The organism is Antarcticirhabdus aurantiaca, assembly GCF_009765365.1.
GTDB classification, from domain to species: domain Bacteria; phylum Pseudomonadota; class Alphaproteobacteria; order Rhizobiales; family Rhizobiaceae; genus Antarcticirhabdus; species Antarcticirhabdus aurantiaca.
Genome location: NZ_VTOM01000022.1, coordinates 94,799 through 108,144, shown reverse-complemented (window position 1 = coordinate 108,144; position 13,346 = coordinate 94,799). Strand labels below are relative to the sequence as shown.

General features: G+C 66.4%; 11 protein-coding genes. 5 read left to right on the top strand and 6 right to left on the bottom strand.

What is annotated here, in order from left to right:
• Positions 1-102 precede the first annotated feature (102 nt).
• Complete coding sequence (locus FZN60_RS22515; RefSeq protein ID WP_158875764.1) at positions 103-534, bottom strand: hypothetical protein; 432 nt, start codon at positions 532-534, stop codon at positions 103-105.
• Positions 535-1,475: 941 nt separating this feature from the next.
• Positions 1,476-2,030 (bottom strand): single-stranded DNA-binding protein, encoded by a 555-nt coding sequence (gene ssb, locus FZN60_RS22510; protein WP_158875763.1) that lies wholly within the window; start codon positions 2,028-2,030, stop codon positions 1,476-1,478.
• A gap of 261 nt (positions 2,031-2,291) precedes the next feature.
• On the opposite strand from ssb, the gene uvrA reads away from it, so the two are divergent.
• Entirely contained in the window at positions 2,292-5,174 is a 2,883-nt protein-coding gene (gene uvrA / locus FZN60_RS22505; RefSeq protein WP_158875762.1) for an excinuclease ABC subunit UvrA, read from the top strand.
• A 4-nt stretch (positions 5,175-5,178) separates the two neighbouring features.
• Here uvrA and FZN60_RS22500 read toward each other — a convergent pair whose 3' ends face one another.
• Positions 5,179-6,696, bottom strand: coding sequence for an NAD(P)H-hydrate dehydratase (locus tag FZN60_RS22500; RefSeq protein WP_158875761.1), 1,518 nt, complete (start codon positions 6,694-6,696; stop codon positions 5,179-5,181).
• 270 nt (positions 6,697-6,966) lie between these two features.
• Here FZN60_RS22500 and FZN60_RS22495 point away from each other — a divergent pair, with 270 nt between their 5' ends.
• The 3 genes from FZN60_RS22495 to FZN60_RS22485 all read left to right on the top strand — a co-directional run bounded on the left by FZN60_RS22495 (position 6,967) and on the right by FZN60_RS22485 (position 9,208).
• Positions 6,967-7,305 (top strand): P-II family nitrogen regulator, encoded by a 339-nt coding sequence (locus FZN60_RS22495; protein ID WP_158875771.1) that lies wholly within the window; start codon positions 6,967-6,969, stop codon positions 7,303-7,305.
• 52 nt (positions 7,306-7,357) lie between these two features.
• Positions 7,358-8,767 (top strand): type I glutamate--ammonia ligase, encoded by a 1,410-nt coding sequence (glnA, locus tag FZN60_RS22490; protein ID WP_158875760.1) that lies wholly within the window; start codon positions 7,358-7,360, stop codon positions 8,765-8,767.
• A gap of 111 nt (positions 8,768-8,878) precedes the next feature.
• The gene (locus FZN60_RS22485) at positions 8,879-9,208 is read left to right on the top strand and encodes a YnfA family protein (RefSeq protein ID WP_158875759.1); all 330 of its coding nucleotides are present in this window, start codon (positions 8,879-8,881) and stop codon (positions 9,206-9,208) included.
• A gap of 115 nt (positions 9,209-9,323) precedes the next feature.
• On the opposite strand, the gene FZN60_RS22480 is transcribed toward FZN60_RS22485, so the two are convergent.
• Positions 9,324-10,367, bottom strand: coding sequence for a glutamine synthetase beta-grasp domain-containing protein (locus FZN60_RS22480; protein WP_158875758.1), 1,044 nt, complete (start codon positions 10,365-10,367; stop codon positions 9,324-9,326).
• A 422-nt stretch (positions 10,368-10,789) separates the two neighbouring features.
• Between FZN60_RS22480 and FZN60_RS22475 the strand changes: the two genes are divergently transcribed.
• A complete protein-coding gene (locus FZN60_RS22475; protein WP_158875757.1) occupies positions 10,790-10,984 on the top strand; it encodes a DUF2735 domain-containing protein in 195 nt (64 codons plus the stop codon).
• A gap of 9 nt (positions 10,985-10,993) precedes the next feature.
• Here the strand turns inward: FZN60_RS22475 and FZN60_RS22470 are convergent, their stop codons facing one another.
• On the bottom strand, positions 10,994-11,935 hold the full coding sequence (locus FZN60_RS22470) for a glutaminase (protein WP_158875756.1): 942 nt from the start codon (positions 11,933-11,935) through the stop codon (positions 10,994-10,996).
• Between the two features lie 23 nt (positions 11,936-11,958).
• Positions 11,959-13,224, bottom strand: coding sequence for a serine hydroxymethyltransferase (gene glyA / locus FZN60_RS22465; RefSeq protein ID WP_158875755.1), 1,266 nt, complete (start codon positions 13,222-13,224; stop codon positions 11,959-11,961).
• Positions 13,225-13,346: the final 122 nt, after the last annotated feature.

Below are 13,346 nucleotides of genomic sequence, written 5' to 3'. Positions count from 1 at the left end.
GAAAGCATCGCCCCGATCGGCGATGATCCCCTCGTCAGCCTGCCAACCCTCGCAGTCTGATCTGCCCGGCCCAAGCCGGCAACCGTGGTGGCCCTTCGCGAGCTACACCACGCCAAGGGACACGACCTTGCCCTTGACCGCCAATCGGACCGGCTTCGCTCTGCCGACCCTATCGGTACCCCGCCTCTTGCGCTTGCGCGCGTGTGGCGGCACGGATCTGCGCCTCCATTTCCGGAGGTGCTCCACCAAGTCCTGGGACTCCTCCATGCTCAGGAGATCGCCTGTCTCGATGCGCGCGGTGAGATTGATGTCCATCAGGTCGGCCCACTCGTTGAGCAAGCCAATCGCGTAGACCGCTTTCGACGCGGTGTTTACGGATCCGCTCTTGTTGCGCATGAACGTGGCGCAGTAGCGTGTGACCCATGGGTCCGGTATGTGTCTCGACGCGGGAGTCAGGATGGCGAACCGTTCTCCGGTGGAGAGGATCATGGTTCGCGTGGCGTATCCGCCACCGGGATCCAGTTGCTCTTGCATGATGTCTGCTGCCTCCAACACGTTCGCTCGGGCCGCGCCCGACGGACAATCTTGACGTGATGGCGGGGTGGTTCGTCCACGGCGCTTCGGTTGACGCTTGAACCGTTTTTTTTGCCAAGGATTCGACCGAAACCAATGAAGGGCAAGCCGTTTTCTTCGATCAGGGATCGCGGCGAATCCTTGCAGAACCCAAAGATTGCAACTTCCGATCGTAGCGAGGCGGCTTTCCCACCGTTTTACCAGAGGTTGCGAGAATGGGGCGGATTTGGAAAGTCAATCCCCAAGGGCACGCCTGTCGGATTTTGGCAGCCGATTTTTCCGAGCGTCCGAGAAGTGCAACGGAGGCGGAGGCGGCGGCAGGGCAGCCAAGAAGCCTGGTGGGACGCGCCCGGTGAGCTGGGCTTCCGTCTCGCGAAAGACGGTACCGGCGGGCGGTCTCCGGCTTTTTCTCGATGAGGTCGCGTCGAGAGGCAATCCGATCGCGCAGGTGGGCGGGATCGCCTTGGCGCGGCGTGATGTGGCACCGCGATGGCAAGTTCACACGAGGCGATGCTCGCCGGAGCCGCTGTGCCGGTCCGACGCGGTCGACCCATGATTGAGATCGGAGGCAGGGTGATGCCGCGTGGCTCGGGAACCTGCGGGTCATTGCGCTGGAGCGGCGTCGACTGCGGTGAGCGTCGACAGCCTCAGCGGAGCCCAAGACATGCCCGGCGGACGGCGCCCCACCCGTACCGCACGACGGCACATGAGTTGCCGCCAAGTTCACGTCGCCGCGGACTAAGCACCTCCGCCGCAAGCGTTTTCGATCGCTGCGTTGACGCGCGCGCGGACCACAAGTTCACGCGCGCGTCCCACACCTTTGACGAGCCGATCGCTTTGGACTAAGTTACTGGCACGACTGCACGATCCAGTTCGCGTTTACAAACTGGATTGGCCACATGTCAGAACGGGATCTCGTCGTCGAGGTCTCCGCCGCGGCCACCGCCGCCGTAACCACCGCCGCCACCGCCGCTTCCGCCTCCGAAGCCGCCACCGCCGCCCGAGCGACCGCCGCCGCCTCCACCGCCGCTACCGCGGTCGTAACCGCCGCCGCCACCGCCACCGCGATCCTCGTAGCCGCCGCCGGCACCGCCACCTTCGCCGCGACCGCCGATCATCTGCAGCTCGCCGCGGAAGCGCTGAAGCACGACCTCGGTCGTATAGCGCTTCTGGCCCGACTGCTGGTCGTCCCAGGAGCGCGTTTGAAGCTGGCCTTCGATGTAGACCGTTGAGCCCTTCTTCAGGTACTGCTCGGCCACCTTCACGAGATTTTCGTTGAAGATCACGACGTTATGCCACTCGGTGCGCTCCTTGCGCTCGCCGGAGGCCTTATCGCGCCACGTTTCGGAGGTGGCGATCCGCAGGTTCACGACGCTGTCACCGGAGTTCAGCCGCCTGATCTCCGGATCGGCACCGAGATTGCCGACCAAAATCACCTTGTTCACGCTACCGGCCATGCCGAACTCCTCATGTCACGAGGCCGCGGAGCCTATGGCCGGGCCAAGGTCCAGGCAACCGCCGCCCGACTTATCCACGGCTGAGATGCGACGGATGATGAATCCACCCTCGCATCCGCTTGTCGGCGGGCTCGCCGCCCTCTATAGAACAGATAGAGAACAATCCGGTCGGACGCAACCGGTTCGTTTCTCGCGCTTTAAAATCCGGCCCATCCATCCGATATGGGCGGCATTCCAGATCAGCGATCCTTCGGCGGCCCCATGAAGAACACGATTTCGATCCGCGGCGCGAGGGAGCACAATCTCAAGAACGTCGATCTCGACCTGCCCCGCGACTCGCTGATCGTGATGACGGGCCTGTCCGGCTCCGGGAAGTCCTCGCTCGCCTTCGATACGATCTACGCGGAAGGCCAGCGCCGCTACGTCGAGAGCCTCTCGGCCTATGCGCGCCAGTTCCTGGAGATGATGCAGAAGCCGGACGTCGACCAGATCGACGGCCTCTCCCCGGCCATCTCCATCGAGCAGAAGACGACCTCGAAGAACCCGCGGTCGACGGTGGGCACCGTCACCGAGATCTACGATTACCTGCGCCTCCTCTTCGCCCGCGTCGGCGTGCCCTACTCGCCGGCCACGGGCTTGCCGATCGAGAGCCAGACGGTCAGCCAGATGGTCGACCGCGTGCTCGCGCTGGAGGAAGGCACGCGCCTCTACCTCCTCGCGCCGATCGCCCGCGGCCGAAAGGGCGAGTACAAGAAGGAACTGGCTGACCTTCAAAAGAAGGGCTTCCAGCGCGTCCGCATCGACGGCGAGTTCCACGACATCGCCGACGCGCCGGCGCTGGACAAGAAGTTCAAGCACGATATCGAGGTCGTGGTGGACCGCATCGTCGTGCGCGGCGACCTGAAGACCCGCCTCGCCGATTCGCTGGAAACGGCGCTCCGCCTCGCCGACGGCATCGCGGTGGCCGAGTTCGCCGACGGCGTGGACGAGAACAACAAGCCGAAGCAGCTCGTCTTCTCCGAGAAGTTCGCCTGCCCCGTCTCGGGCTTCACCATTCCCGAGATCGAGCCGCGGCTGTTCTCCTTCAACAATCCCTTTGGCGCCTGCCCGACCTGCGACGGCCTCGGCGCGCAGCAGTCGGTCGATCCGAAGCTCATCGTGCCGGACGAGCAGCGCACGTTGAAGAACGGCGCCATCGCGCCCTGGGCGAAATCGACCTCGCCCTATTACGGCCAGACGCTCGACGCTCTCGGCAAGCTCCTCGGCTTCAAGCAGACGACGCGCTGGTCGGACCTGACCCCCGACCAGAAGAAGGCGATCCTCTACGGGACCGGCAAGCAGAAGGTCGAGTTCCAGTACAATGACGGCCTGCGCTCCTACACGACGCAGAAGACCTTCGAAGGCATCATCCCGAACCTCGAGCGGCGCTACAAGGAGACCGACAGCGCCTGGTCGCGCGAGGAGATCGAGCGCTTCATGTCCGCCACGCCCTGCCCCGCCTGCGGCGGCACGCGGCTGAAGCCGGAAGCGCTCGCGGTTAAGATCGGCGGGCACCACATCGCGCAGGTGACGGAGAAGTCGATCCGCGAGGCGGGCGACTGGTTCGAGGCGCTGCCCGCGGCGCTGACGGGCAAGCAGAACGAGATCGCCGTCCGCATCCTCAAGGAAATTCGCGAGCGGCTGCGCTTCCTCAACGACGTCGGCCTTGAGTATCTGACGCTCGCCCGCGCCTCGGGCACCCTGTCGGGCGGCGAGTCGCAGCGCATCCGTCTCGCCTCGCAGATCGGTTCGGGCCTGACCGGCGTCCTCTACGTCCTCGACGAGCCCTCGATCGGCCTCCACCAGCGCGACAACGAGCGCCTGCTCGTGACGCTCAAGCACCTGCGCGACATCGGCAACACGGTGATCGTGGTCGAGCACGACGAGGACGCGATCCTCGCCGCGGATCACGTCGTCGACATCGGCCCGGCCGCCGGCATCCACGGCGGACAGGTCATCGCGACGGGCACGCCCGACGAGGTCAAAGCGCATCCGGATTCGCTGACCGGCAAGTACCTCTCCGGCGAACTCGGCGTCGCCGTTCCGGCCAAGCGCCGCAAGGCTCAGAAGGACAAGCTGATCAAGGTCGTCGGAGCGCGCGGCAACAACTTGAAGAACGTCTCGGCCGACATTCCGGTCGGCCTCTTCACATGCGTCACCGGCGTGTCCGGCGGCGGCAAGTCGACCTTCCTGATCGAGACCCTGTTCAAGGCCGCCTCGCGCCGCCTCGCCAACGCGCGCGAAGTGCCGGCGGAGCACGACCGCATCGACGGGCTGGAGCATCTCGACAAGATCATCGACATCGACCAGTCGCCCATCGGCCGCACCCCGCGCTCGAACCCGGCGACCTATACCGGTGCCTTTACGCCGATCCGCGACTGGTTCGCCGGCCTGCCGGAGGCCAAGGCGCGGGGCTACCAGGCCGGGCGCTTCTCCTTCAACGTGAAGGGCGGACGCTGCGAGGCGTGCCAGGGCGACGGCGTCCTCAAGATCGAGATGCACTTCCTGCCCGACGTCTACGTCACCTGCGACGTTTGTCACGGCAAGCGCTACAATCGCGAAACGCTGGAGGTCACCTTCAAGGAGAAGTCCATCGCCGACGTTCTCGACATGACCGTCGAGGAAGGCGTCGACTTCTTCGCGGCCGTCCCGGCGGTGCGGGACAAGCTGGCGACGCTGAAGGAGGTCGGCCTCGGCTACATCAAGGTCGGCCAGCAGGCCACCACCCTGTCGGGCGGCGAGGCGCAACGTGTGAAGCTCGCCAAGGAGCTGTCGCGCCGCGCCACGGGCCGCACGATCTACATCCTCGACGAACCGACGACGGGCCTCCACTTCCACGACGTCGCAAAGCTTCTGGAGGTGCTGCACGACCTCGTCGACCGGGGCAATACGGTGGTGGTGATCGAGCACAATCTCGAGGTCATCAAGACCGCGGACTGGGTGATCGACATCGGTCCCGAAGGCGGCATCAACGGCGGCGAGATCGTCGCCACTGGCACGCCCGAGGACATCGTCAAGGCGAAGCGCTCCTACACCGGTCGCTTCCTCAAGGATCTCCTGCAACGCCGCCCCCCCCGCCAGACGCGGGCCGAAGCGGCGGAGTAAGGGATCAGCCCCGATCCGCCGTCAGCTCGGCGAGGACCTTCGGCAACATCGGCGCGAGGTCCTCGGCGATCAGGCCGGGGCCGAAGGCTTCGGCGGCCTTGCCGTGCATCCAGACGCCGGCACAGGCGGCCTCGAAGCCGGGCGTTCCCTGTGCGAGCTGCGCGCAGACGATGCCGGACAGGACGTCGCCCGAACCCGCGGTGGCGAGCCAGGGCGTTCCCGTCGCGTTGATCGCGGCGCGTCCGTCCGGCGCGGCAATGACCGTGTCCGCTCCCTTGAGGATCACGACCGCGCCCGATCGCGCGGCGGCCTCGCGCGCCCGGGACAGCTTGCCGTCGGATGTTTCGGCGAGATCGGGAAACAGGCGCTTGAACTCGCCCGCATGGGGCGTCAGCACTGCGCTTCCTTTCGATCCCCGGATCATGGAGAACAGGTCGTCAGGTATGTCGGCGAAGCTCGTCAGCGCGTCCGCGTCTAGGACGACGTGCCGGTCGGCTGCGAGGAGGCGCCCGGCATAGTGCCGAGCGCGCTCTCCCACGCCGAAGCCGGGACCGAGAACGAAGGCGTTCAGCCGCTCGTCGGCGAGGACCGCGTCGAGTTCGGCCTCGTCGTCGCAGCGGCGCAGCATCACGGCTGTCAGGTGGGCGGCATTGACCAAGACCGCCGAAGCCGGGCTGAGAACGGTGACGAGCCCCGCTCCGGCCCGCAGCGCCGCGCCGGCCGAGAGCCTGGCCGCGCCCGTCTTCGACGCGGAACCGGACAAGACGACGGCATGCCCACGGTCGTACTTGTGTCCGGCCAGGGTCGGCAGGCGGAGCGCCGCCAGGAACAGCGCCGGTTCGTTGGCAAAGGTCGCGGGGTCGAGCGAGGCGAGCGTCGCGTCGGCGATCCCGATGTCTCCGACGAAGACCTGCCCGCAATGCGCCCGTCCCGGCATCAGGAGGTGGCCCGGCTTGCGGCGGAAGAAGGTCGCGGTCGCCTGCGCCTCGATCGCGATGCCGAGAGCGGCGCCGGTGTCGCCGTCGATGCCGCTCGGCAGGTCGATGGCAAGAATCGGCGTTCCCGCCGCGTTCACCCGGCGGATCGCCTCGGCCGCAACACCGTCGATCGGCCGCGATAAGCCGGCGCCGAACAGGCCGTCGACGACCAGCCCGAAATCTTCGGGACGCACCTGCGTCAGCGGCAGCCTCGGCCCGGCATAGCCGGCGGACGCCGCGGCTGCGTCACCCGACAGGCGCGAAGCCTCGGCCAGCTCGAAGACGACCACGTCGCGCCCGGCCGCCGCGAGATAGCGTGCGGCGACATAGGCGTCTCCGCCATTGTTGCCCGCACCGGCCAGGATCGCGACGCGCGACGCCGTCGGAAAGAGCCGGAGCGCCGTCGCGGCCACGAAGGCGCCGGCCCGCTCCATGAGGATGCCGCCGGCGAGGCCGGCCTGCATCGTCAGGGCGTCGAGGCGTCGCGTTTCGGCGCAGGTCGGCAGCGCGGCCTGCAACGGGGAAGCCGGATCGCTCCTGCTCATCGTTTGATCAAGTTGATCAACATCTGGGCGCAACCTCTCAGCGGCATGTCCAGCATCGGTGACGGCCGCCTCGAAAAAGCGCTTCGGAGGCGGTTTTCGGACGATCTTGGCCGGCAGGCGGTTGCTTCAACCCCGCAGACGTTTTACCGCTCGCCCAACCGGCCGGGACTGTCGCCGCATCCACTGCGCACCATGTTTGGCACGAGGCGCGCAGAAGGCCAGGCGACGGGCTGCGGGCCGTATCGGGAGCCATGCCGGGAAGGACTGTCGATGAAGAAGGTCGAGGCCATCATCAAGCCGTTCAAGCTGGATGAGGTCAAGGAAGCGCTGCAGGACGCTGGACTGCAGGGCATCACCGTCACCGAAGCCAAAGGCTTCGGTCGGCAGAAGGGTCACACCGAGCTTTATCGCGGTGCGGAGTACGTGGTCGACTTTCTCCCCAAGGTGAAGGTCGAAGTGGTGCTTCCCGACGAGTCGGTGGCCGCGGCCGTCGAGGCCATCCGCAAGGCGGCCCAGACGGGACGCATCGGCGACGGCAAGATCTTCGTCTCCCCTGTCGAGGAAGCCGTCCGTATCCGCACAGGCGAGACCGGCAACGACGCCATCTGAGCGCGGCCGGTCTCTCTTCCCGATCAGCAATCTGGCAACAGAAAGGACCGCCATGACTTCGGCGAACGATATCCTGAAGCAGATCAAGGACAACGACGTTAAGTTCGTCGACCTGCGCTTCACGGATCCCAAGGGCAAGCTGCAGCACGTCACGATGGACGTTTCCATCGTCGACGAGGACATGTTCTCCGAAGGCTCGATGTTCGACGGCTCGTCGATCGGCGGCTGGAAGGCGATCAACGAGTCCGACATGACGCTGATGCCGGATCCCGAGACGGCGCACATGGATCCGTTCTTCGCGCAGTCGACCATGGCGATCTTCTGCGACATCCTCGATCCGGTGTCCGGCGAGAGCTACAACCGCGATCCGCGCGGTACCGCCAAGAAGGCCGAGGCCTACCTCAACCAGTCCGGCATCGGCGACACCGCCTTCTTCGGCCCCGAGGCCGAGTTCTTCATCTTCGACGACGTCAAGTACAAGGCCGACCCGTACAACACGGGCTTCAAGCTCGACTCGACCGAGCTCCCGTCGAACGACGACACCGATTACGAGACCGGCAACCTCGGTCACCGTCCGCGCGTCAAGGGCGGCTATTTCCCGGTTCCGCCGATCGACAGCTGCCAGGACATGCGCTCCGAGATGCTCTCGGTCATGGCCGAGATGGGCGTCGCGGTCGAGAAGCACCACCATGAGGTGGCGGCGGCTCAGCACGAGCTCGGCATCAAGTTCGACACGCTCGTGCGCAACGCCGACAAGATGCAGATCTACAAGTACGTCATCCACCAGGTGGCGAACGCCTACGGCAAGACGGCGACCTTCATGCCGAAGCCGATCTTCGGCGACAACGGCTCGGGTATGCACGTCCACCAGTCGATCTGGAAGGGCGGCAAGCCGACCTTCGCGGGCAACGAATATGCCGGCCTGTCGGAAAGCGCCCTCTTCTACATCGGCGGCATCATCAAGCACGCCAAGGCGCTGAACGCCTTCACCAACCCGTCGACGAACGCCTTCAAGCGGCTCGTTCCGGGCTACGAGGCGCCGGTGCTGCTCGCCTATTCCGCGCGCAACCGCTCGGCCTCCTGCCGCATCCCGTTCGGCCAGTCGCCGAAGGCCAAGCGCGTCGAGGTCCGCTTCCCCGATCCGTCGGCGAACCCGTACCTCGCCTTCGCGGCCATGCTGATGGCCGGCCTCGACGGCATCAAGAACAAGATCCATCCGGGCGCCGCCATGGACAAGGATCTCTACGACCTGCCGCCCGAGGAGCTGAAGGAGATCCCTACGGTCTGCCGGTCGCTCCGCGAGGCGATGGAGAGCCTCGACTCCGACCGCGACTTCCTCAAGGCCGGCGGCGTCTTCGACGACGACCAGATCAACGCCTTCATCGACCTGAAGATGGCCGAGGTCCTGCGCTTCGAGATGACCCCGCATCCGGTCGAATTCGACATGTACTACTCGGTCTGATCGGCTTCGGCCGCGATCACCGATCGAAGAACGGGCCGGCTCCGCAAGAGCCGGCCTTTTTCGTTGCCGGTCCGCCATGATCCGCACGACCGCCCTTCGGAGAAGCCGCGCGTGACGAGAACGGCCCTTGCCTACATGCTGGCCGCTGCGGCCGAGATCGCGGGCTGCTTCGCCTTCTGGCTCTGGCTTCGGCTGGATCGCTCCGTGCTCTGGCTCGCGCCGGGCCTTCTCTGCCTCGTTCTCTTCTCCGTCGCCCTCACCTTCGTCGACTCGCCGGCTGCCGGCCGCGCCTATGCAGCCTATGGCGGCGTCTATATCGCCGCCTCGTTGATCTGGCTTTGGCAGGTCGAGGGCGTCCCGCCCGATCGCTGGGACCTTCTCGGCGCCTGCGTCTGCCTCGTCGGCGCCGGCATCATCCTGTTCGCGCCTCGCGCCGCTTGAGCCTCGGACGCGCTTAAGCGGCGTCTGAGCGCGACGCCCCTAAGAAAAAGCCCGCCGACCCTTTGCAGGCGGCGGGCTCGATCATTCATCCGACGTTCGGTCGGAGGTCATCTCGTCATGCGGCGGCGGAAACCTTGGCTTCGCCGGCCGGCACTTCCGAGATCGTCTTCAGGACCTGGGAGGCGATCTGGTAGGGGTCGCCCATCGAGTTCGGGCGGCGATCCTCAAGATAGCCCTTGTAGCCGTTGTTGACGAAGGAGTGCGGCACGCGGATCGAAGCGCCGCGGTCGGCCACGCCGTAGGAGAACTTGTTCCACGGCGCCGTCTCGTGCTTCCCGGTCAGGCGCAGGTGGTTGTCCGGACCGTAGACGGCGATGTGGGCATCGAGGTTCTTCTCGAAGGCGCCCATCAGGGCCTCGAAATACTCCTTGCCGCCGACCTCGCGCATGTAGGCCGTCGAGAAGTTGCAGTGCATGCCCGACCCGTTCCAGTCGGTGTCGCCGAGCGGCTTGCAGTGCCACTCGATGTCGATGCCGTACTTCTCGGTCAGGCGCTGCAGCAGGTATCGTGCGATCCAGACCTCGTCGGCGGCCTTCTTGGAGCCCTTGCCGAAGATCTGGAATTCCCACTGGCCCTTCGCAACTTCCGCGTTGATGCCCTCGTGGTTGATTCCGGCGGCCAGGCACAGGTCGAGGTGCTCCTCGACGATCTGGCGCGCGACGTCGCCGACGTTCTTGTAGCCGACGCCGGTGTAGTACGGGCCCTGCGGCGCCGGGTAGCCGCTGGCCGGGAAGCCGAGCGGGCGGCCGTCCTTGTAGAAGAAGTATTCCTGCTCGAAGCCGAACCAGGCGCCCTCGTCGTCGAGGATGGTCGCGCGGCTGTTCGACGGATGCGGGGTCTTGCCGTCCGGCATCATGACTTCGCACATGACCAGCGCGCCGTTGGTGCGGGCCGGGTCGGGATATACGGCGACGGGCTTCAGCACGCAGTCGGAGCTGCGGCCCTCGGCCTGCAGGGTGGACGAGCCGTCGAAGCCCCAGAGCGGCAGCTCTTCGAGCTTCGGAAACTCGCCGAATTCCTTGATCTGCGTCTTGCCGCGCAGGTTGGGGGTCGGGGTGTAGCCGTCGAGCCAGATGTACTCGAGCTTGTACTTCGTCATACCAGATCTCCAAAGGCTGAAGGCACTCGCGGACATCTCCGCGCCGCTTGCCCGAGCATCCAGCCCGGCCATCATCAGCTGACGGGCATCATGCACGCCGCGTGCCAAATTCGCGCCGACCGGCCAATGAAGACGCGTCACATCGACGGGGATCCGGCGGATCGATCCGCCGCCTTGGCCGTTCTATCCCGTGGCGCTTCAAGAAGTTCAGGAGCCTGAGGCACTTAGCCAAACCGCTTCGGAGACGAAGGCGCGCACCCTGCGAATGGCGGCGAAAAGGATGCGCTCGATCTGGCGCCAAACAGGCGTTATCGGCGTCTCACTTGCCGGTTCTCATCTGCCTCTTTGTAGTGCATATTGCGCAAGCGATATGCAGACCTATCTTCGCAGGACAGGCCGCAACGGTTCGAAGGACGAGCGACATGATGCGCGAAGCCGAGACGAGATCAGCCACCATCATCCCCTTTCCCGCAAAGCTGCGCGCCGCGGAGCGGCTGGCGCGCGCGGATCGGTTCTCCGTCTTGGAGCTGGAGGCTGCCGGGGTGTGCGAGGCGGCAAGCGGCGCCTGGTATCACGACGAGGCGATCCGCGACGAGGATCGCATCCACCACGCCTGAGACGGCCGGTCAGTCGCCGAAGATCGAAGCCCCGAGGCGCCGGGTGAGGGCTTCCAGCGCAATGCGGCCGAGATGCGAATTGCCGGAATCGTCGAGGCCCGGCGACCAGACGGCGATCGAGGCGGTGCCCGGTATGACGGCGAGGATGCCGCCGCCGACGCCGCTCTTGCCCGGCAGGCCGACCCGGTAGGCGAACTCGCCCGAGCCGTCGTAATGACCGCAGGTCAGCATGACGGCGTTGATGCGCCGCGCCCGCTGCGCCTGGATCACGCGATGCCCCGTCGCCGGGTTGATGCCGGAATGCGCCAGGAACCGGCCGGCCATGGCGAGCTGCCGACAGGACATGGCGATGGCGCAGTGGTGGAAGTAGACGCCGAGCGTGTTCTCCACCGGGTTCTCGATGATCCCGAAGGATTTCATGTAATTGGCGAGCGCGACGTTCCGAAAGCCCGTGCGCTTCTCGGAGGCCGCCACCGCCTTGTCGATCTTGATCGAGCCGTCGTCCGCCAGGAACTGCATGAAGCGCAGGATCTCGCCCAGGGCCTCGCGCGGCTGGTGCCCGGACAGGATCAGGTCGGTCACCGCGATCGCCCCGGCATTGATGAAGGGGTTGCGCGGAATGCCGCGCTCGCTTTCTAACTGGACGATCGAGTTGAAGGCGCTGCCCGACGGCTCGCGGCCGACGCGGTTCCACAGGCGGTCGCCAGCCATGCCGAGCGCCAGCGTCAGCGTGAAGACCTTCGAGATGCTCTGGATCGAGAAGGGCGTCTCCGCGTCGCCGCCGAGCGCGACCTCGCCGTCGCCGGTGATCACCGCCATGCCGAAGGCCGAGGCATCCGCCCGCGCGAGATCGGGGATGTAGTCGGCGACCTTGCCCCGATCGGGGCGGGCCTTCATCTCGGCCGCGATCTCCGACACGACGGCTTGGAGATCGGGAAGCGATCTGGCCATGACCCGACCTCCGAGGCTCGTTCTCAGCTGCGATAGATCGGGAAGGCCGCGCAGAGCGCCTTCACCTCGCGGCCGACTGCGTCGACGACCGCCGCGTCGTCCGGCGCACGCAGGATGCGCGCGATCCAGCCTGCGATCGTCGCGAACTCGGCCGGACCGAAACCGCGGGCCGTTCCGGCGTTCGACGATAGGCGAAGGCCGGACGGCGCTTCCGGCGGCCGGGTGTCGAAGGGGATCTGGTTCTTGTTCACGGCGAGGTGCGCCGTTTCCAGCGCCTTGGCGGCGACGTCGCCGGTGATGCCGAGTGGCGACAGGTCGACCAGCATCAGCCCGGTATCCGTGCCGCCCGAGACGAGGCGAAGCCCCGCCTCCGCCAGCGTCTCCGCCAGCACGCGGGCATTGGCGAGAACCGCCTCGTTGTAGGCGCGGAAGTCCGGTTCCAACGCTTCCCCGAGCGAGGCCGCCTTGCCGGCCACGATGTGCATCATCACCGAGCCCTGCACGCCCGGAAAGATGCCGTAGTTGATGCGGTCGGAGAGCGCGGGATCGTTCCACAGCACGAGGCCGCCACGTGCGCCGCGCAGCGACTTGTAGGTCGTGGTGGTGACGACGTCGGCATGCGGGAACGGATGCGGGTGGAGGCCGGTCGCGACGAGGCCGGCGAAGTGCGCCATGTCGACGAGAAAGAGCGCGCCGACCTCCTTGGCGACGGCACCGAGCGCCGCGAAGTCGATGGCGCGGGAATAGGCCGATCCGCCGGCGACGATCAGCTTGGGCCGATGACGGAGCGCGAGCGCCCTCACCTCCTCCGGCTCGATCCGCTCGGTTTCGCGCGACACGCCGTAGCGCATCATGTCGTAGTCGCGTCCCGTCAGCGTCGCGGGATGCCCGTGGCTGATGTGGCCTCCGGCCGCCGTGTCCATGGAAAGGATCGTGTCGCCGAGCTTCAGGAGGCCGAGAAACACGCCGGCATTGGCGTTGGAGCCGGAATGCGGCTGAACGTTCGCGAACGCTGCGCCGAACAGCCGCTTGGCTCGGTCGACGGCGAGCGCCTCGACGGCGTCGGCGAACTGCGCTCCGCCGTAGTAGCGCTTGTAGGGCAGCCCTTCGACGGTCTTGTTGGTGAGGACCGACCCTTGCGCTTCCAGGACGCGCCGTGAGACGAGGTTCTCCGAGGCGATGAGCTCGATGCCCTCGTCCTGCCGCCGCGCCTCGCCCGCGACGGCCGCCGCGAGCTCGGGATCTCCGGCCAGTCCTTCCGAAAAGTAGCGGATCAGGCGGTCGGTCATCGAACGTGAACCTTTTGGTGGCGCGATATGGATGACAATTCGTGCTGCATTGCGCGAATATCCGCGAGCGCGCCGCCTGGCAAGGACGCGCCGCGGCGAACCGCACCGAAAGCGCCGCGCCA